The following is an 18,988-nucleotide window of genomic DNA, read 5'->3' on the forward strand; positions in this document are numbered from 1 at the left end:
AGTTTGTTAATGGTCTTTACACAAATTTACGGGCAAGAAACAGGCCAGTCATTGCTTTACATAGCGGGAGCGTTGGTAACAAATGACTGCTGTTGCGCTTCAGACATCAGGCGCTGCTGCAGAGCTGTAGCTTCATTGCGGCTGCTGAACGGGCCAAGCTGAACGCGATAGACGGCACCGTTGTGAGAAACTGCGCCCGGTACGCCAAACTGCTGGCTTAGCTTTTGCTGCCACTGGCTGGCGCGTGCGCCGTCGCTCACTGCACCGACCTGAACAACATAACGGCCACTACTGGCTGGCACGCTTGCTGCAGTTACACTGCGCTGAACGTGACCTTGCGTTGAACCCGGCGCGGTGACCGGCGCAGAAACAGCTGGAGCAGGCTGCTCAACGATCGGCCCTGGCTGTGGCGCTACTGGAGGAGTAGGCGCTGCGGCTGGTGCAGCTGTTGCTGCGACAGGCTGCTGTGTAACAGGAGCTGCCGTTGCCGGAGCATCAGGTGTTTCTATCACGCCTGCCGCAAGAGGAGTAGGAGCACCGAGAAAACCGCTGCTCTGAACAGGTGCGCCGGTGGTATCTGCGCTTTGCAGCGTCGAATTGCTGATGGCGCGGACATCACCCTGCGGCGCGACAGGCTGAGCAGGGGAGGAGGCGCTTCCCATGCCGCCGCTAAGATCTGGGCGGGCTGGCAGAGCATAGGTCTGCTTGGCGATAGTCGTACAGGCCGTACCCGGGCCAGACATTGTGCCATCCTGTGCAACGATAATAGGGTCGATACGGACTTTGGTATTGTTCGAGGTGTTCAGCCTGTCTGCCGCCGCACGAGACAACGAGATAACCCGATCGTTGCCGTAAGGGCCGCGATCGTTGATGCGGACCACAATCATGCGGCCATTTGCGAGGTTAGTGATTCGCGCATAGCTTGGAATAGGCAGGGTTGGGTGTGCTGCTGTCAGTGCATTAGGATCAAACGCTTCGCCAGAGGCGGTCAGGTTGCTGCCGGGTTCGGCATCGTAGATAGCCGCAAAGCCTGCCTGGCTGAAGTTTGCCGGATTCTGAACAATTTTGTAGCTTTTGCCGTTGTTCTGGTAATCCTGGTTCACTGACGGATTCAGCGGCTCGTAGCGTGGCTCAGCGCCGCTGATTTCCACGACTGGACCGTTGCACACGGCCGGCTGCGGTGCCTGATTAACCGGCTGCTGACTCTCATCATTTGACGAACATGCTGCCAGTAACGCCGCTGCGATGCAGACGCCAGCCCACCGTTTTTGCTTACCCATTGCGCACCTCATCCAGTTACACGCTTTTTGATAACATTTTTCTGTGAGTATGTATCGACATGACGATACCAAACCCGGCCATCAGCACGATTAGCGCTGACCCCCCGTAGCTGACAAGCGGCAGCGGTACGCCGACCACCGGTAAGATACCACTAACCATGCCAATATTTACAAATACATAGACGAACAGGATCAGCATCAGCCCACCAGCCATTACCCGGCCAAAGGTGGTCTGCGCGCGGGCGGCAATAAACAGGCCGCGCATGATCAGCAGCAGATAGAGCGCCAGCAGCACCAGAATGCCGACTAAGCCTAGCTCCTCTGCAAGCACTGCAAAGATAAAGTCCGTATGGCGTTCGGGCAAGAATTCCAGCTGTGACTGTGTGCCGTGCAGCCAGCCTTTACCGCGAAGTCCGCCGGAGCCGATGGCGATTTTGGACTGAATTATATGATAGCCCGCGCCGAGCGGATCGCTTTCTGGATCTAACAGCATCATTACGCGCGCGCGCTGATAATCATGCATCAGGAAGAACCACAGGATCGGCACAAAGGCCGCTACCAGCAGTACGGCAACCAGAATAAGCCGCCAGCTCATGCCTGACAGGAAAAGCACAAACAGGCCTGATGCTGCGACCAGAATGGATGTCCCCAGGTCAGGCTGGGCGGCAACCAGCAGGGTCGGCATGAAGATCAGGATGAGCGCTATGCCGGTGTTTTTCAGCGTGGGCGGGCAAACGTCGCGGTTAATAAAGCGAGCAACCATCAGCGGAACGGCAATTTTAGCGATTTCTGACGGTTGGAAACGCACGAAGCCCAGGTCGAGCCAGCGCTGTGCCCCTTTTGATATGGCCCCAAAGGCATCAACCGCCACCAGCAGAATAATACAGAAAATATAGAGGTAGGGCGCCCAGCCTTCGTAAACGCGAGGCGGAATCTGTGCCATGACGACCATGATCACCAGTCCCATCAGGATCTGGCCGATTTTACGTTCCATCATGCCCGTATCCTGGCCGCTGGCGCTCCATACCACCAGGGCGCTGAACACCAGCAGCGCGAGGATGGTCACCAGGAAAGTCGGGTCGAGGTGAACCTTATCCCAAATTGTTTTTTTATTAGGATTGTCAGTCATGCTTATTGATCCTCTGCGGCCGAGGCGGCCGGTGCTTCAGACGGCAGTACCGTGTTGTTATCCCCTAACATGACGTGGTCGAGGATCTGTCGCATGATGGTCCCAACGGCTGGGCCTGCGCCGCCGTTCTCCAGAATCATGGTTACGGCGTACTGTGGGTTGTCATACGGCGCAAACGCCGTCATCAGCTTGTGGTCGCGTAGACGTTCGGCAATTTTATGCGCGTTATACGTTTCGTTGGCTTTCAGGCCGAAGACCTGTGCAGTACCAGATTTCGCCGCCACTTTGTAAGGCGCATTCGCGAAGTATTTATGCGCAGTACCGTTAGGTCTGTTGGCTACGCCATACATCCCGTCTTTAGCAATTTCCCAATAGCCAGAGTGGATGTCGCCCACCGGCGCTTCAGTCGGCTGCTGCCAGGGAACCTGCTTGCCGTTTTCGGTGGTGCTCATCAGCAGGTGCGGAACGCGAACAATACCGTCGTTTATCAGGATCATCATCGCCTTGCTCATCTGGATTGGCGTGGCCGTCCAGTAACCCTGGCCGATACCGACCGGGATGGTGTCACCCTGATACCACGGTTTTTTAAAGCGCTTCAGCTTCCACTCGCGCGTCGGCATGTTGCCCGCGCGCTCTTCTGAAAGGTCGATGCCCGTCAGGTGGCCGTAGCCAAACTTACTCATCCATTCGCCAATTCGGTCGATGCCCATGTCATAGGCGACCTGGTAGAAGAAGGTATCCGCCGATTCTTCGAGGGATTTTGTGACGTTCAGGCGGCCGTGGCCCCATTTTTTCCAGTCACGGTAGCGTTTTTCCGAGCCTGGCAGTTGCCACCAGCCTGGGTCAAACAGCGAGGTGTTGCGGGTGATTACCCCGGCGCTCAAGGCCGAGACGGCCATATAAGGCTTCACGGTAGAGGCCGGTGGGTACACGCCCTGGGTCGCGCGGTTAATCAGCGGGGTATTCGGGTCATTAAGCAGGCCCGAGTAGTCCTTGCTGGAGATGCCGTCGACGAACAGGTTCGGGTTATAACTTGGCATAGAAACCAGCGCCAGAATGCCGCCCGTGCGAGGATCGGTAACGACCACCGCAGCACGGCTGCCGGCGAGCAGGGTTTCGATGTAGGTTTGCAGCTTCAGATCGAGGGTCAGATAAATGTCATGCCCGGCCTGAGGCGGCACTTCTTTAAGCTGGCGGATAACGCGGCCACGGTTGTTAACCTCGACCTCTTCGTAGCCCGTTTGCCCGTGCAGGACATCTTCGTAATAGCGCTCGATACCGAGCTTGCCGATGTCGTGGGTCGAGGCGTAGTTGGCCAGCTTGCCTTCTTTATCCAGGCGCTCAACGTCTTTGTCGTTGATTTTAGAAACGTAGCCAATGACGTGGGTCAGCGCTGAGCCATAAGGATAGAAGCGGCGTTTGTAGCCTTTCACTTCCACACCAGGGAAGCGGTATTGGTTTACCGCAAAGCGGGCAACCTGAACTTCCGTCAGGTTTGTTTTGACCGCAATAGAGGTGAAGCGGTGCGAGCGGGCACGCTCTTTTTTGAAATTCGCGATATCGTCGTCGGTCAGGTCAACCACCGGGCGCAGCGCCTCCAGCGTATCCTGAACGTTATCGACTTTCTCCGGCATCATCTCGATTTGATAGATGGTGCGGTTCAGCGCCAGCGGAGTGCCGTTACGATCGTAAATAATGCCGCGGCTGGGCGGAATGGGCACCAGCTTGATGCGGTTTTCGTTGGACCGCGTCTGATAGTCGTTAAAGCGAACGATCTGCAAATTATAAAGGTTGGCGATCAGCACGCCGGTAAGCAGCAAAATGCCGATAAAAGCGACCAGCGCCCGGCGCACAAAGAGCGCAGACTCAGCAGTATAGTCGCGAAAAGAATTCTGTAATTTCATTCGCTGCTTAGTATTACCCGCTCAGGTTTACTCACGATGGTAAGGATGGTTGGTGGTAATGCTCCACGCCCGATAAAGGCTTTCCGCCACCAGTACCCTGACCAGCGGATGGGGCATGGTTAGCGTGGAGAGCGACCAGCTTTGCTCGGCGGCGGCCTTGCAGGCTGGTGCTAACCCTTCGGGACCACCGATTAACAGGCTGACATCGCGGCCATCCTGTTTCCAGCGTTCGAGCTGCGTGGCAAGCTGCGGGGTATCCCACGGTTGACCGGGAATATCCAGCGTCACGATTCGGTTACCTTTGCCCGCGGCGGCCAGCATCATTTCGCCCTCTTTTTCGAGGATACGTTTGATATCGGCATTTTTGCCGCGTTTTCCAGCCGGAATTTCTACCAGCTCAAAAGGCATGTCTTTCGGGAAACGACGCAGGTACTCGGTAAAGCCGGTCTGCACCCAGTCAGGCATTTTGGTTCCAACGGCCACCAGTTGCAGCTTCACCCGTTAGCTCCAGAGTTTTTCCAGTTCGTACAGCTGACGGCTCTCTTCCTGCATGACGTGAACGATAATTTCGCCCAGATCGACCACGACCCAGTCAGAAGCGTTAATGCCTTTCACGCCCATTGGCGACAGGCCAACTTCACGAGAGGATTGAACTACGTGCTCAGCAATAGACATGACGTGACGGTTAGACGTCCCGGTGCAGATAACCATGCAATCGGTGATGCTGGATTTGCCTTTAACATCAATCGCGATGATGTCCTGGGCTTTGAGGTCGTCGATTTTATCGACAATGAAATCCTGAAGTGCTTTACCCTGCAAGTGTTCCCCCTGAGAGAATGAGAGTGTTTGGTTGAGCCCGTAAATAACCCTGGACCAACAGGGCAGGTGGCTTTGGCTGAAAAATTGGCCGTCCAGCGCGAAGCGCGGGCTATCATCCCATTGCGCGCCAGAGTTTGCATTGCCATTTTTGTAAAACTATTTCAGAAAAGCCGGATTACGGGCAGGAAATTATGGCAGCGGAGCATAACAGCCTGAGGAGTGGTGTCAATGGCTGCGGCTTCCGGTAAAAGATAATAGCGTAAAGCCGGGCATTTCACTGTCGTTCTGCCGAATGATTCAGACTTAGCCTGGAAGCTCAGCGATACAACCCTTGCTGGAGAATAAACGTCAGCACAGCCGGGGTAGCAGATCGTCACAGGGCTGATTGTTCTCAAGTCGTTGGCGAATTGTTGTCGCCGAAATGTCGTACAACGGCGTTGGGGCCAGAAAGATTTTGCCAGCGGGCTGCTGGTGCAGTATTTCGACAGAATCCGTTACGTTTTGTGCGAGCCACGCCTGCTGTTCAGGCGTTTCCATGGTTAACGGATAACCGGGCCGCTGGGTGACCAGCAGATGGCACAGAGTAAGCAGCGTTTCCCAACGGTGCCAGCGGTGCAAACTGAGCAGTGAATCCTGGCCAATAATAAAAGCCAGCGGCTGTTTGGGCCCCAGTTCGGCGCGGAGCTGATCCAGCGTTTCCACGGTCCAGGACGGTGTCGTCCGGGTCAGCTCGCGGTCATCCAGAGTGAAAAGCGGGTGGTCTGCTATCGCAAGCTCAACCATCTCTTTGCGTTGCGCGCTGCTCGCTTCCGGCTGCGGGCGATGCGGAGGCACATTATTGGGCATGATGGTGACGCTTTTTAGCTTCACCAGTCTCGCAAGGGCTTCAACGGATTTCAAATGACCGTAATGGATAGGATCAAAGGTGCCGCCGTACAGCGCCAACAAAGAGGAGTCAGGCATCAATAAAGATTTCCGGTATAGCTTTATGGCAGATAAGCAAAGAAAGACCTTCAAGCTCGTCCCAGACTGACTGCCCGTAGTCTTGCTTCAGCGTCAGTTCGATGCGCGTCAGTAAACGAACGGCCTGATAAAGCTGCTCCGGAGAAACACGACTGAGCGCTTCAGTGACCAGCTGGCGGCGGTTTTGCCACACGCGTTGCTGATCGAACAGCGTTCGTAAGGGAGTCGTTGCTGACTGACGTTTGAGATTGACCAGTTGCAGAAGTTCGCGCTGCAGGGTTCGAAGCAGAATGACTGGCTCGCTGGCTTCCAGACGGAGTTGCTGCAATATATGCAGCGCTCGTTTGCTCTTACCGGCGAGCAGCGCATCTACCCAGTGAAAAGGCGTGAAATGAGCGGCGTCGTTTACGGCTTGCTCAACACGAGGCAGCGTCAATTTACCATCCGTCCAGATGAGCGACAGCCTTTCCAGAGCCTGAGAGAGCGCCAGCAGATTGCCTTCATAGCAGTAGCAAAGCAACTGATTGGCGGCATCGTCCAGGGTCAGATTCATCTGTTTTGCGCGCTGAGACACCCAGCGGGGAAGATTGGTCTGTTCTGGCGTCTGGCAGGTTACCAGCACAGAGCGATTTGCCAATTGGGTAAACCAGGCCGCATTTTCCTGTGCCTTGGTCAGTTTGTTGCCGCGAACCAGGAGCAAAATGTCGTCGTGGAGCAGGCTCACAAGCGTTTCTAGCTGTGCGTTAATGGCGGCATTTGGGCCGTTTTCCGGCAGCAATAAGAGCAGCGTCTGGCGACTGGCAAAAAGACTGAGCGCCTGGCAAATCGAAAACAACGCCTGCCAGTCCGTGGAGGCTTCTATCTGAACGGTGTGATGTTCTTCAAAGCCGTTTTGCTGGGCGTGTTTACGCACCGCATCTTGGCTTTCCTGCAATAAGAGAGGATCGTTACCTAGCAGCAGATACGCCGCGCGCAGCCCTTCATTGAGCTGCGCGTGGAGTTGTTCCGGATACAGTCGGATCATTTGCTACCAGAGGTTGCAGGCAGAGTGGTGGACACCCGGCCTGCAGGTACGGCAGGTTTCTCAGCGCTAACGGGCTTTACTTCATCTTTCGTTGCTGCAAGATCGGCCGCGTGTACTGCCATCAGTTTACGGATCAGCTGTTGGGCAACGTTGGTGTACATCTCTTTGATGATCAGATCCTGCTCAGCGTCTTTCGCCAGGGCAGTCAGCGGGTTATCAAAGAACGAACGGTAGGTCTTCGCGCTGATTGGATAAATATCGTGACCCGGGATCAGGACCTGAGCGTTGACGGTCATTACCATCTGGTATTCCGCGGTCTGGCCGTTCTGGAATACTGAAGCAGTGTCCTGACTCAAGCCTAAAGCGCCTACGCGCAGGGACGGAATATCCTTGCGTACGCCAGTGCCGGTATCGTCAACAATCGTTACGCCGTTTAAGCGCAGTTGTTTACGAATTTCACGCGTTAGCGGACCGTTAGGATCGCCAGAGTTGAGGATCAGCGTCTTCATCTCTGAAGGGACCTGCGTGTTACCACGCAGGTGAAAACCACATCCAGCGGTGACAAGCACCGCCAGGGTTACTAACAGGGTGATAAAGGGATGTCGCACGCTTCCTCCTGCGCTTAGCCCACAACCAGGTTGAGCAGTTTACCCGGAACGTAAATCACTTTACGTACGGTTACACCCTCAAGATATTTCGCGACCAGATGTTCCTGACCGGCGCGCTCGCGCACTTGTTCTTCAGTGGCATCGGCAGGCACGGTAACTTTACCACGTACTTTACCGTTAACCTGAACCACAACCAGGCGAGAGTCTTCGACCATTGCCTGCTCGTCAGCCTGCGGCCACGGTGCGTTATCCACATCACCTTCACCGCCCAGCGACTGCCACATATCGAAACAAACGTGCGGGGTAAATGGATACAGCATGCGCACAACGGCTAGCAGAGCTTCGTTCAGCAGAGCACGATCCTGCTCGCCGTCCTGAGGTGCTTTTGCCAGTTTGTTCATCAGCTCCATAATGGCAGCAATGGCGGTGTTGAAGGTCTGACGGCGGCCGATATCGTCGGTCACTTTAGCAATGGTTTTATGCACATCGCGACGCAGTGCTTTTTGATCTTCGCTCAGGGCAGCAATATCCAGAGCTGGTGCAGCACCACGGTTGGTGTGTTCGTAGACCAGTTTCCAGACGCGTTTCAGGAAGCGGTTGGCCCCTTCAACGCCGGATTCCTGCCACTCAAGCGTCATGTCTGCCGGTGAAGCAAACATCATAAACAGGCGAACGGTATCTGCACCGTAGCGCTCAACCATGACCTGCGGGTCGATGCCGTTGTTTTTCGACTTCGACATTTTGCTCATGCCAGCATAGACCAGTTCACGGCCTTCTGCGTCACGGGCTTTGACAATGCGGCCTTTATCATCGCGCTCAACGATAGCGTCGACTGGAGAAACCCAGTTACGTTCGCCGTTAACGCCGGTGTAGTAGAAGGCATCGGCCAGCACCATGCCCTGGCAAAGCAGCTGTTTGGCTGGTTCGTCGGAAGTCACCATGCCCGCATCGCGCATCAGTTTGTGGAAGAAGCGGAAGTAGAGCAGGTGCATGATGGCGTGTTCAATCCCGCCAATGTAGATATCCACCGGCAGCCAGTAGTTGGCGGCTTTGGAATCCAGCATGCCTTTGTCGTACTGCGGGCAGGTGTAGCGCGCGTAGTACCAGGAGGACTCCATAAAGGTGTCGAAGGTGTCGGTTTCACGCAGCGCAGGCATCCCGTTAACGGTGGTTTTCGCCCACTCAGGATCGGCTTTAATTGGGCTGGTGATGCCGTCCATGACCACGTCTTCCGGCAGAATAACCGGCAGCTGGTCTTCCGGGGTTGGCATCACGGTGCCGTCTTCCAGGGTGACCATTGGGATTGGTGCGCCCCAGTAACGCTGACGGGAAACGCCCCAGTCGCGCAGACGGAAGTTCACTTTACGTTCGCCCACGCCTTTAGCGGCCAGTTTATCGGCAATGGCGTTGAACGCCTGTTGGAAGTCCAGACCGTCGAATTCGCCAGAGTTAAACAGTGCGCCTTTTTCGGTCATTGCGGAGGCGGAAAGGTCCGGCTCGCTGCCGTCGGCATTCAGAATTACTGGTTTAATCTGCAGGCTGTATTTTGTGGCGAATTCCCAGTCACGCTGATCGTGGCCTGGAACGGCCATCACGGCACCGGTGCCGTATTCCATCAGCACGAAGTTGGCCACCCAAACCGGAACGCTTTCGCCGGTCAGCGGATGAATGGCGTTAATGCCGGTGGCGACGCCTTTCTTCTCCATGGTCGCCATGTCGGCTTCGGCCACTTTGGTGTTGCGGCATTCTTCAATGAATTCGGCAAGCGCAGGGTTATTAACTGCGGCCTGCTGCGCCAGAGGGTGACCGGCGGCAACGGCCAGATAAGTCACACCCATAAAGGTATCAGGACGGGTTGTATAAACGGTCAGCTTCTCGGCGCTGTTTTGTACGTCAAAGGTGATTTCCACGCCTTCGGAACGGCCAATCCAGTTGCGCTGCATGGTTTTAACCTGATCCGGCCAGTGATCCAGCGTATCCAGGTCGTTCAGCAGTTCGTCGGCGTAGGCGGTGATTTTAATGAACCACTGCGGGATCTCTTTACGCTCAACTTTGGTGTCGCAGCGCCAGCAGCAGCCGTCAATAACCTGCTCGTTTGCCAGTACGGTCTGATCGTTCGGGCACCAGTTAACCGCGGAGGTTTTTTTGTAAACCAGACCTTTGTTGTACAGCTGAGTGAAGAACTGCTGTTCCCAACGGTAGTATTCCGGCGTACAGGTAGCCAGTTCGCGGCTCCAGTCGTAGCCGAAGCCCAGCGTTTTCAGCTGGTTCTTCATGTAATTGATGTTGTCGTAGGTCCACGGGGCTGGAGCGGTGTTGTTTTTTACCGCGGCGCCTTCAGCCGGCAGGCCGAAAGCATCCCAGCCGATCGGCTGCAGGACGTTTTTACCCAGCATACGCTGGTAGCGTGCGATAACGTCGCCGATGGTGTAGTTACGGACGTGGCCCATATGTAGTCGGCCGGAAGGATAGGGCAACATGGAGAGGCAGTAGTATTTCTCTTTGCCTTCGTCTTCGGTCACTTCAAAAGTACGGTTCTCTTGCCAGTGTTGCTGGACGTTGGATTCTATCTCTTCCGGGCGGTATTGCTCTTGCATGGCAGCCAGTAGTCCTGTGTATGAAAGACGGCTACGAAACGTAGCCTTTAATGAATTCGAGTTTAGATCGCCATAGCATAGCCGATTCGACAGCGGCAAAACAGCCTTTCGACGCCCTCAGTGACCATTTCACCGTTCCGTAACGCTTGCAGTTTTTTACCCAGGGTGTGGTTAATCTAACAAAGCGTGGGCGGATTAACGTCTACTATTAGAATCAGTTACCACGCCGCGAATGCGGGAATCCTTCAAGGAGGCAGGCTAACGATGAACAAGGTTGCTCAATTTTATCGGGAACTGGTCGAATCGCTGAGTGAACGGCTACGCAAGGGGGAGCGCGATATTGATGCGCTGGTTGCCAGCGCCCGTAAGCAGATGAATGACACCGGGGAGCTGACCCGAACGGAGATAGAGGAGGTAACGCGTGCGGTGCGCCGTGATCTCGAAGAGTTTGCTCGTAGCTACGGGGAAAGTCAGGAAGAGTTCACCGACAGCGTTTTTATGCGGGTGATTAAAGAGAGCTTATGGCAAGAGCTGGCGGACATTACCGACAAAACGCAGCTTGAATGGCGGGAAGTGTTTAAAGATCTCAGCCATCACGGGGTGTATCACAGCGGCGAAGTTGTTGGGTTAGGCAATTTAGTGTGTGAAAACTGTCACCATCACATTGCAATTTACACACCTGATGTGCTGCCGGTTTGCCCGAAATGCGGTCATAACCAGTTTCATCGACGGCCATTTGAGCCTTAAAAAAAAGCCTTCCGCAGGGAAGGCTTTTTACTGTGGCGCGTTACGGTTAGTGCAGTATTTTCGCCAGGAAGTCTTTCGCGCGTTCAGACTGAGGATTATTGAAGAAGTCGTCTTTGTTTGAGTCTTCGACAATTTTCCCTTCATCCATAAAGATCACGCGGTTAGCCACTTTGCGGGCAAAGCCCATTTCGTGGGTTACCACCATCATGGTCATGCCTTCATTGGCCAGCTCAACCATGACGTCCAGTACTTCGTTGATCATTTCCGGGTCGAGCGCTGAGGTTGGTTCGTCAAACAGCATTGCGATAGGATCCATGCACAGGGCGCGGGCAATCGCGACACGCTGCTGCTGGCCGCCGGAAAGCTGCGCCGGATATTTATCGGCATGGGCGGCAAGCCCAACGCGCTCTAGTAATTTTAACCCTTTGGCGCGGGAAGCTGTTTTATCTCGCTTCAGCACTTTGACCTGGGCAAGCGTCAGGTTTTCGATAATCGACAGGTGAGGGAACAGCTCGAAGTGCTGGAACACCATGCCAACGTGGGATCGGAGTTGCGCCAGATTGGTTTTCTTATCGTTCACCTGGGTGCCGTTCACCAAAATTTCGCCTTTTTGTACGGGCTCAAGACCGTTGACGGTTTTAATCAGCGTAGATTTGCCGGAACCGGAAGGCCCGCACACGACGACAACTTCGCCTTTCTTCACTTCGGTTGAGCACTCGGTCAGCACCTGAAAGTGACCATACCATTTAGAAACATTTTTCAGGGTAATCATTACACAGTCCTTTTCTTCAAGTAGCTGACCAACAGCGATGCACTGAGGCTAATCACAAAATAGACCAGGCCGGCAAACAGGATCATCTCGACCTGTGTACCGTCACGCTCGCCAATGGTGGAGGCGGTGCGGAAGAAGTCTGCCAGGCTTAAAACATATACCAGCGAGGTATCCTGGAACAAAACGATGCCCTGGGTTAACAGCAGCGGCACCATAGCGCGGAAGGCCTGCGGCAGAATAATGAGTTTCATCGACTGCCACTGGGTCATGCCCAGCGCCAGAGCGGCGTTTGACTGCCCTCTGGAAATACTCTGAATACCGGCGCGAATGATTTCTGAATAGTAGGCGGCTTCAAACATGGAGAAGGCGACCATCGCGGAAATCAGGCGGATATCAGTTTTTGGCGACAGACCTAGCACCGACTGCAGGAAGCCAGGCACCACCAGATAGAACCAAAGCAGTACCATCACCAGCGGCACAGAACGGAAAACGTTCACGTAAGCGGTAGCAAACCACGCGATCGGTTTGAAGCTCGACAGGCGCATGACGGCCAGCAGCGTGCCCCAGACAATACCGATCACCACCGCGGTAACGGTGATTTTGAGCGTGATGACCAGCCCCTGCATTAAGTACGGCAGGGCAGGTAGAATAGAACTCCAGTCAAGATCGAGCATTATTTGCCCCCCATATTGCCAGGCAGGCGAATTTTACGTTCAACCACATACATCACGCCCATGATGACGGCGTTAATCAGTACATAGGCAAGGGTAATCGCCGTAAAGGATTCATAGGCGTGTGCCGAGTAATCCAGCAGCTTGCCAGCCTGTGCCGCCATATCCACCAGACCAATGGTTGAAGCGATGGCCGAGTTCTTCACCAGGTTCATCATTTCAGAGGTCATCGGCGGCACGATGACTCGATAGGCGTTAGGCAGCAGGACATAGCGATAGGCCTGAGGCAGCGTCAGCCCCATTGCCAGAGCCGCGTTCTTCTGCCCCCGAGGCAGGGATTGAATTGCGGCTCGCACCTGTTCGCAAACGCGAGCGGCGGTAAACAGACCGAGGCAAATCATTGACGAGAGGAAGAACTGAATATTGGGATCCAGTTCGGACTTAAACCACATGCCGATGTTTTCCGGCAGCAGTTCAGGCACCACCAGATACCAGGTAAAGAATTGGACTATCAGGGGAACGTTGCGAAAGAGTTCAACGTAAAGCGTACCGATGCCGGACAGGAATTTGTTCGGGACCGTACGCAAAATACCAAACAGAGACCCTACCAGAAAAGCAATGATCCATGCGGTTATTGACAGGGCTACGGTGACCTGGAAGCCATTCCAAATCCAGCCCAGATAGGTTGTGTTGCCGAACGGGGCGGGCTGTAAAAAGATTCCCCAGTTCCAGTCTATAGACATAACTTACTCCGAGATAAAAAAAGAGGGTAGCGCAGGCTACCCTCGAAGATTGATGAGAAGCCGGTGCCTTGAAGCAGATCTTTGTCTGCGTTTTTGAGCACCTTCACGCTGGTGGGGGAACGACCCACCAACGCATAGTCTGTCCTGGCTTCAGTTCGTCAATCGGGAGGGCGGATTTTTCCGGCCCCTGTGTTTCTAATTAGTTGAGAGCTTTGTCGTTTGGTTCCTTGAACAGCGCTTTCATTTCGTCAGAAAGGTCGAAGTTCATGTTGAGGTTTTTCGGTGGAATTGGCTGTTTAAACCATTTATCAAACCATTTCGCGGCTTCACCGGAGGTTTGTGCCTGCGCGATGGTGGTATCCATCAGCTTTTTAAACTCTGGGTCATCTTTACGCAGCATACAGCCGTAGGCTTCCTGGGACTGCGGCTTGCCGACGATCTCCCAGTTATCTGGCTGTTTAGCCTTCGCACGTTCACCGGCCAGCAGGGCATCATCCATCATAAAGGCAACGGCACGGCCGCTTTCCAGGGTACGGAAGGAGTCACCGTGGTCTTTGGCGCTGATAATACGCATGCCCATTTTCTGCTCGTCGTTAAGCTTGTTGAGCAGGATTTCGGAGGTGGTCCCGGAGGTCACAACAACGGTTTTCCCTTTCAGGTCAGGGAAGTCCTTAATCGGGCCGCCTTTTTTCACCAGCAAACGGGTGCCGACAACGAAGATGGTGTCGGAGAATGCGGCTTGTTTTTGACGTTCCACGTTGTTGGTGGTGGAACCACATTCAAAATCGAAAGTGCCGTTTTGCAGCAGCGGAATACGGTTCTGAGAGGTGATTGGGATCAGTTTCACCTGCAGGTCAGGTTTGTTCAGCTGTTTTTTCACCGCTTCTACGATGGCGTTTGAGTAGTCCTGAGAGTAGCCAACCACTTTTTGCTGATTGTCGTAGTAAGAGAAAGGTACAGATGATTCACGGTGGCCGACCACGATAACGCCGTTGGCTTTGATTTTATCCAGCGTTGACTGCTGAGGTTTCGCATCTTCTGCATGAACCATTGTGGCGCTCATGCCCATCACCAGCATTGCCGTGGCCAGTTTACGTAATTGCATATCCAACTCCTTAATCTTAGTGCCAGAGGAGGCACCGGTATCCGATGTGAGTGTTGTGTTTTGTTGTTTTTTCATGCTGCTAAAAGCGTCATGCAATGCTCTTTTGTTAGCATCTAACCTAGCTGAATGTAAAGAAAATGCTAATAAGATGTTTATTTTTGCGAAGCGCGCCGCACCGTTTAAAGGCAAAGATATGCCAATGCACTATAACGGTGCTTGCGATGTCGCTTTTTGGTGCATGCATTTTTCACTGCCCGATACGGCAAGGCCACAGGGCGTCTTTGCGCCAGCTATTTGATTTCAACTGTTAATATCTAGCAAAGCTTGTGCCAGAAATGAAAAAGGCCAGCAAATTTGCTGGCCTTTAGGCGCGGGAAGGGAGATTACTTTTTGTTGCGGTTACGCAGGCTCATCACCAGAGCGGTGAAACCGAATAACGCAGTAATCACCCACAGCGGCCAGAAGCCGAAGCGTGCATAAGGCGTTAAGCCGGTGGTTGGCGTGACTTTCGCTTCCAGCACTTCGCGGGTGAACTGCGGGATGATATTAGTGATATCACCTTCGGCGTTGACCACCGCAGTGACGCCGTTATTGGTACTGCGCAACAGAGGCCGCCCCAGTTCGAGCGAACGCATACGCGCCATCTGCAGGTGCTGCCACGGGCCGATAGATTTACCGAACCAGGCATCGTTGGAGATAGTCAGCAGGAAGTCAGTATCTGGCCTGAAGTTGTCCCGGACTTGTTCACCCAGGATGATTTCGTAGCAGATTGCCGCCGTCAGCTTAACGCCGTTTGAGAGCAGTTGGGGCTGAACATATGGCCCACGGCTGAACGATGACATAGGCAGATCGAAGAACGGGGCCAGCGGCCGTAGAATCGATTCAAGCGGCACAAACTCACCAAATGGCACAAGGTGGTTTTTGTTGTAGCGATTACTGCTGGTGTAGCTGTAAGGGCTACCTTCACCAAGCGTGATAATGGTGTTGTAGGTGTCATACCGGTTTTGCTTGTTAAGGCGTGCATCGACGATACCGGTAATTAATGAGCTGTGTTTTGCCCGCAGCAGGTCATCCATCATGGTCAGGAACTGTTGCTGATTAATTTCCAGATCGGAGATAGCCGATTCTGGCCAGATGATAAGCTTAGCTTTACCCATCTCCGGCTCTGTTTTATCCAGATAAATTTTCAGCGTGTCCAGCAGCTGGCTTTCATTCCACTTTAGAGACTGGGGAATGTTGCCTTGTACCATCGCCACATCAACGGAACGCTCTGGCAGAGGCTGGAACCATTGAATACTGCGCAGAGGCCAGGGTAATAACAGTAAAGCCGCAGAAACCGCGGCAGGAACCCATTTCCGTGCCTGCAGGGCGTACACCAGAAGGCCACTGATAATCATCAATAGGAAGGTAATCGTATCGACCCCAAAAATCGGCGCGATGCCTTTTAGTGGGCCATCGATTTGGCTGTAGCCAAACTGCAGCCACGGGAAGCCGGTCAGCACCCAGCCGCGCAGGAATTCGGTAATTTGCCAGACGACCGGGGCGGCAATAGCTACGCGCCACCACGTTGTTTTTGGCCACAGCTTGCTGAGAATACCGGCAAACAAACCTGTGTAGAGTGACAAATAAGCGGCCAGCAGTACGACCAGGAACACGTTCACCGGGCCCGGCATACCGCCAAACTGAGCAATACTCACGTAAACCCAATTGACGCCGCTGCCGAACAGCCCCAGCCCCCAGAAGAAGCCAATCGCGGCGCTTTGTACCGGGCGACGGTTGAGCGTCAGACCCTGCAAACCAGCCAGCGAGACAATGGCTGCAGGCCAGAAATCATAAGGGGAAAAGGCCAGCGTTCCGCAGGCCCCAAAGAAAAGCGCCAGCAGCAGGCGAATGCGCTGGCGTTGAAGAAGTTGAGCTATAGCCATAGCTGAGTTATTCGTCCAGTTTAGGTTGCGGCGAGTCGTCCGGAATTCTGACATGAACCTGAATAATACGACGGCTATCGGCCATGGCGACTTTGAACTGGTAACCATCTATTTCAATGGTTTCGCCACGGGCAGGCAGATGCCCAAAGGCTTGCATCACCAGACCACCGATGGTGTCGACTTCTTCATCGCTAAAGTGCGTGTCGAAGGTTTCGTTGAAGTCTTCAATAGAGGCGAGGGCGCGCACCGTCCACGTATGGCGGCTCAGCTGACGGAAATCGCCGTCTTCCTCGTCGTCGTATTCGTCTTCGATTTCCCCGACAATCAGTTCAAGAATATCTTCGATAGTCACGAGACCTGAAACGCCGCCAAATTCATCAATGACAATCGCCATATGATAGCGCTGCTGACGAAACTCTTTCAGCATGCGGTCAACCCGCTTGCTTTCAGGCACGACAACCACCTGACGTAACACTTTTTCCATGCTGAAAGGCTCAGAGTCGCTGCGCATAAACGGCAGCAGATCTTTCGCCATCAGAATCCCTTCGATGTGATCTTTGTCTTCGCTTATCACCGGGAAACGGGAGTGAGCGGAATCGATAATGACATCGAGGCACTCGTCCAGCGTCTGGTTGTGTTTGAGCGTGACCATCTGTGAACGTGGGATCATGATGTCGCGGACGCGCTGGTCAGCGATATCCATTACCCCTTCGAGCATGTCGCGGGTGTCCTGGTCTATCAGAGAGTTTTGCTCAGAATCACGAATAAGCGTCAGCAGATCGTCACGGTTTTTCGGTTCACCGTGAAACAGCTGGTTGAGAATGAGGGAGAAGAATCCCTTTTTGGCTTCCGGCGTGTCACTATTCTGTGAATTGTCGTCGCTCATGGCGTTAGGTTTTAGGCCTCATATAAATCAAATACTAACAGGCAGCCTGATGGTGCACTGCCTGCGCGTGGCGGCGGCAAAGGGAAAGCCCTGAGCCGACTACTCTTTCTCGGCAATGTACGGATCGGCATACCCAAGAGCAAGCATTATCTCTGTTTCCAGCGCTTCCATCTCTTCGGCTTCATCGTCTTCGATGTGGTCGTAACCGAGCAGATGCAGGCTGCCGTGTACAACCATATGTGCCCAGTGGGCTTCCAGCGGCTTCTCTTGTTCTTTGGCTTCCTGCTCAACCACCTGACGGCAGATGATCAGATCGCCCAGTAAGGGAAGCTCAATCCCAGGCGGGGCTTCAAACGGAAAAGAGAGCACGTTGGTGGGCTTATCTTTCCCGCGATAGGTCAGGTTCAGGTCGTGGCTTTCTGCTTCGTCTACCAGACGAACGGTGACCTCTGACTCTGGCTGAAACTGAGGAATAACCGCATCCAGCCAGCGCTGGATTTGTGCTTCATCCGGCAGGCCGCTTTCTGCTTCGCAGGCAACCTGTAAATCTAAAATAACCTGACTCATTTGCTCTCCTGAGCGGTAGCCTGCAGGGCAAGGGCTTCACGTTTACGCTCGGCGGCAAGCTCGTCTTTGCGTTTTTGATCGGCGGCTTCCCAGGCCTCATAGGCGTTAACGATGCGGGCCACAACCGGGTGGCGCACCACGTCTTCGCTGTTAAGGAAGTTGAAGCTGATTTCATCCACCTCGGACAGAACGTCGATAGCATGACGTAAGCCTGATTTCAGGTTACGCGGCAGGTCAATTTGCGTCACGTCGCCGGTAATCACCGCTTTGGAGTTGAAGCCAATGCGGGTCAGGAACATTTTCATCTGTTCGGTGGTGGTGTTCTGGCTTTCATCAAGAATGACAAAAGCATCGTTCAGGGTACGGCCACGCATGTAGGCTAGTGGAGCGACTTCGATAACGTTGCGCTCAATTAGCTTTTCGACTTTCTCGAAGCCCAGCATTTCAAACAGCGCGTCGTACAGAGGGCGCAGGTACGGGTCAACCTTCTGGCTTAAATCGCCGGGAAGGAAGCCCAGTTTTTCACCCGCTTCAACCGCCGGACGGGTCAGCAGAATGCGGCGAATTTCCTGGCGCTCCAGCGCATCAACCGCGGCGGCAACGGCAAGATAGGTTTTCCCTGTCCCTGCCGGCCCAATGCCGAATGTGATGTCGTGGTCGAGAATATTCGCGATGTACTGCGCCTGGTTAGGCGTACGCGGCTTAATGACGCCACGCTTAGTTTTTATATGGATAGCTTTACCGTAATCCGGCACGCTGTCGGCCGTTTGCTCCAGCACCCGACTTTCTTTAATCGCCAGATGAATTTGCTCAGGGTCGATATCCTGGCTTTGGCCGCGCATTGGCGCGGTGTCTACATACAGATGGCGCAGAATATCCGCAGCGGCGTTAACGGAAAGCTCACGACCGGTGAGCCTGAAGTGATTGTCACGGCGGTTGATTTCAATCCCCAGCCGGCGCTCCAGCTGTTTGATGTTGTCATCAAAAGGGCCGCACAGACTAAGCAGACGGGCGTTATCCGCCGGTTCCAGCGTTAATTCACGTGTTTCGATATTCAAACTTATCCTCTGGGTCACTCGGGGCCAGTTAGAGTAAAACGGTCTCGCGTAGCCGAAAATACGGTTCGGCTACAGGGAAATTATTTATCCCGCAGCGTGATGGCGCAAGCGTCACAATTGATATTTGGGTGATGTCTTCAGAATGCAAGTGCAAACAATGAGACAGCCTGCCAGGGCGTGGAATTCGCGT

The 18,988-nt window shown here is 54.0% G+C and carries 18 protein-coding genes and 1 pseudogene; 2 read left to right on the forward strand and 17 right to left on the reverse strand.

The window, feature by feature from the left end; translation table 11 throughout:
* Positions 1-56: 56 nt before the first annotated feature.
* The 9 genes and pseudogenes from rlpA to leuS all read right to left on the reverse strand — a co-directional run bounded on the left by rlpA (position 57) and on the right by leuS (position 10,324).
* The gene (gene rlpA / locus LH23_RS11205; RefSeq protein ID WP_039291152.1) at positions 57-1,280 is read right to left on the reverse strand and encodes an endolytic peptidoglycan transglycosylase RlpA; all 1,224 of its coding nucleotides are present in this window, start codon (positions 1,278-1,280) and stop codon (positions 57-59) included.
* Between the two features lie 16 nt (positions 1,281-1,296).
* Positions 1,297-2,409 carry a peptidoglycan glycosyltransferase MrdB gene (gene mrdB / locus LH23_RS11210; RefSeq protein WP_039291154.1) on the reverse strand — a complete coding sequence of 371 codons (1,113 nt, stop codon included), beginning with the start codon at positions 2,407-2,409 and terminating at the stop codon, positions 1,297-1,299.
* Positions 2,410-2,411: 2 nt separating this feature from the next.
* Positions 2,412-4,313: a peptidoglycan DD-transpeptidase MrdA gene (gene mrdA, locus LH23_RS11215; RefSeq protein ID WP_039291156.1), complete on the reverse strand. Its 1,902-nt coding sequence runs from the start codon at positions 4,311-4,313 to the stop codon at positions 2,412-2,414.
* Between the two features lie 27 nt (positions 4,314-4,340).
* Positions 4,341-4,811: a 23S rRNA (pseudouridine(1915)-N(3))-methyltransferase RlmH gene (gene rlmH, locus LH23_RS11220; RefSeq protein WP_008456055.1), complete on the reverse strand. Its 471-nt coding sequence runs from the start codon at positions 4,809-4,811 to the stop codon at positions 4,341-4,343.
* A gap of 3 nt (positions 4,812-4,814) precedes the next feature.
* Positions 4,815-5,132 carry a ribosome silencing factor gene (gene rsfS / locus LH23_RS11225; protein ID WP_008456058.1) on the reverse strand — a complete coding sequence of 106 codons (318 nt, stop codon included), beginning with the start codon at positions 5,130-5,132 and terminating at the stop codon, positions 4,815-4,817.
* Positions 5,133-5,448: 316 nt separating this feature from the next.
* Positions 5,449-6,095 (reverse strand): annotated as a pseudogene (nadD, locus tag LH23_RS11230) (nicotinate-nucleotide adenylyltransferase).
* Positions 6,088-7,119: a DNA polymerase III subunit delta gene (gene holA / locus LH23_RS11235; RefSeq protein WP_039291158.1), complete on the reverse strand. Its 1,032-nt coding sequence runs from the start codon at positions 7,117-7,119 to the stop codon at positions 6,088-6,090. Before holA ends, nadD begins: the two are co-directional and overlap by 8 nt.
* Positions 7,116-7,727 (reverse strand): LPS assembly lipoprotein LptE, encoded by a 612-nt coding sequence (lptE, locus tag LH23_RS11240; protein WP_039291160.1) that lies wholly within the window; start codon positions 7,725-7,727, stop codon positions 7,116-7,118. The genes holA and lptE overlap by 4 nt, the downstream gene beginning before the upstream one ends.
* Positions 7,728-7,741: 14 nt before the next feature.
* Positions 7,742-10,324: a leucine--tRNA ligase gene (leuS, locus tag LH23_RS11245; RefSeq protein WP_039291162.1), complete on the reverse strand. Its 2,583-nt coding sequence runs from the start codon at positions 10,322-10,324 to the stop codon at positions 7,742-7,744.
* Between the two features lie 264 nt (positions 10,325-10,588).
* On the opposite strand from leuS, the gene LH23_RS11250 reads away from it, so the two are divergent.
* A complete protein-coding gene (locus LH23_RS11250) occupies positions 10,589-11,071 on the forward strand; it encodes a zinc ribbon-containing protein (RefSeq protein WP_008456066.1) in 483 nt (160 codons plus the stop codon).
* Positions 11,072-11,117: 46 nt separating this feature from the next.
* Here LH23_RS11250 and LH23_RS11255 read toward each other — a convergent pair whose 3' ends face one another.
* From LH23_RS11255 to LH23_RS11270, 4 genes are all read right to left on the reverse strand, one after another.
* Positions 11,118-11,843, reverse strand: a complete 726-nt coding sequence (locus tag LH23_RS11255; protein WP_039291163.1) for an amino acid ABC transporter ATP-binding protein — start codon at positions 11,841-11,843, stop codon at positions 11,118-11,120.
* Positions 11,843-12,517 (reverse strand): glutamate/aspartate ABC transporter permease GltK, encoded by a 675-nt coding sequence (gene gltK, locus LH23_RS11260; RefSeq protein WP_039291165.1) that lies wholly within the window; start codon positions 12,515-12,517, stop codon positions 11,843-11,845. The genes LH23_RS11255 and gltK overlap by 1 nt, the downstream gene beginning before the upstream one ends.
* Positions 12,517-13,257: an amino acid ABC transporter permease gene (locus LH23_RS11265; protein WP_039291167.1), complete on the reverse strand. Its 741-nt coding sequence runs from the start codon at positions 13,255-13,257 to the stop codon at positions 12,517-12,519. Before LH23_RS11265 ends, gltK begins: the two co-directional genes overlap by 1 nt.
* Before the next feature lie 199 nt (positions 13,258-13,456).
* Entirely contained in the window at positions 13,457-14,362 is a 906-nt protein-coding gene (locus tag LH23_RS11270) for an amino acid ABC transporter substrate-binding protein (protein WP_039291169.1), read from the reverse strand.
* A 46-nt stretch (positions 14,363-14,408) separates the two neighbouring features.
* On the opposite strand from LH23_RS11270, the gene LH23_RS23965 reads away from it, so the two are divergent.
* Positions 14,409-14,660, forward strand: coding sequence for a hypothetical protein (locus LH23_RS23965; protein WP_156108029.1), 252 nt, complete (start codon positions 14,409-14,411; stop codon positions 14,658-14,660).
* 85 nt (positions 14,661-14,745) lie between these two features.
* On the opposite strand, the gene lnt is transcribed toward LH23_RS23965, so the two are convergent.
* The 4 genes from lnt to LH23_RS11295 all read right to left on the reverse strand — a co-directional run bounded on the left by lnt (position 14,746) and on the right by LH23_RS11295 (position 18,798).
* Positions 14,746-16,287, reverse strand: coding sequence for an apolipoprotein N-acyltransferase (gene lnt, locus LH23_RS11280; protein ID WP_039291172.1), 1,542 nt, complete (start codon positions 16,285-16,287; stop codon positions 14,746-14,748).
* A 7-nt stretch (positions 16,288-16,294) separates the two neighbouring features.
* Positions 16,295-17,173, reverse strand: a complete 879-nt coding sequence (gene corC / locus LH23_RS11285; RefSeq protein WP_008456079.1) for a CNNM family magnesium/cobalt transport protein CorC — start codon at positions 17,171-17,173, stop codon at positions 16,295-16,297.
* Positions 17,174-17,272: 99 nt separating this feature from the next.
* Positions 17,273-17,740 carry an rRNA maturation RNase YbeY gene (gene ybeY, locus LH23_RS11290; protein WP_039291173.1) on the reverse strand — a complete coding sequence of 156 codons (468 nt, stop codon included), beginning with the start codon at positions 17,738-17,740 and terminating at the stop codon, positions 17,273-17,275.
* Positions 17,737-18,798 (reverse strand): PhoH family protein, encoded by a 1,062-nt coding sequence (locus LH23_RS11295; protein WP_008456082.1) that lies wholly within the window; start codon positions 18,796-18,798, stop codon positions 17,737-17,739. The genes ybeY and LH23_RS11295 overlap by 4 nt, the downstream gene beginning before the upstream one ends.
* Positions 18,799-18,988 lie beyond the last annotated feature (190 nt).

The organism is Cedecea neteri (genome assembly GCF_000758305.1).
In the GTDB taxonomy this organism is placed as follows: domain Bacteria; phylum Pseudomonadota; class Gammaproteobacteria; order Enterobacterales; family Enterobacteriaceae; genus Cedecea; species Cedecea neteri_C.

Bases quoted from the DNA above. Each gene is read 5' to 3' on its own strand.
- corC (WP_008456079.1), bottom strand. From the start codon at position 17,173: ATGAGCGACGACAATTCACAGAATAGTGACACGCCGGAAGCCAAAAAG.
- LH23_RS11250 (WP_008456066.1), top strand. From the start codon at position 10,589: ATGAACAAGGTTGCTCAATTTTATCGGGAACTGGTCGAATCGCTGAGT.
- LH23_RS11255 (WP_039291163.1), bottom strand. From the start codon at position 11,843: ATGATTACCCTGAAAAATGTTTCTAAATGGTATGGTCACTTTCAGGTG.
- LH23_RS11265 (WP_039291167.1), bottom strand. From the start codon at position 13,257: ATGTCTATAGACTGGAACTGGGGAATCTTTTTACAGCCCGCCCCGTTC.
- LH23_RS11270 (WP_039291169.1), bottom strand. From the start codon at position 14,362: ATGCAATTACGTAAACTGGCCACGGCAATGCTGGTGATGGGCATGAGC.
- mrdB (WP_039291154.1), bottom strand. From the start codon at position 2,409: ATGACTGACAATCCTAATAAAAAAACAATTTGGGATAAGGTTCACCTC.
- ybeY (WP_039291173.1), bottom strand. From the start codon at position 17,740: ATGAGTCAGGTTATTTTAGATTTACAGGTTGCCTGCGAAGCAGAAAGC.
- holA (WP_039291158.1), bottom strand. From the start codon at position 7,119: ATGATCCGACTGTATCCGGAACAACTCCACGCGCAGCTCAATGAAGGG.
- leuS (WP_039291162.1), bottom strand. From the start codon at position 10,324: ATGCAAGAGCAATACCGCCCGGAAGAGATAGAATCCAACGTCCAGCAA.
- gltK (WP_039291165.1), bottom strand. From the start codon at position 12,517: ATGCTCGATCTTGACTGGAGTTCTATTCTACCTGCCCTGCCGTACTTA.
- lnt (WP_039291172.1), bottom strand. From the start codon at position 16,287: ATGGCTATAGCTCAACTTCTTCAACGCCAGCGCATTCGCCTGCTGCTG.
- mrdA (WP_039291156.1), bottom strand. From the start codon at position 4,313: ATGAAATTACAGAATTCTTTTCGCGACTATACTGCTGAGTCTGCGCTC.
- rlpA (WP_039291152.1), bottom strand. From the start codon at position 1,280: ATGGGTAAGCAAAAACGGTGGGCTGGCGTCTGCATCGCAGCGGCGTTA.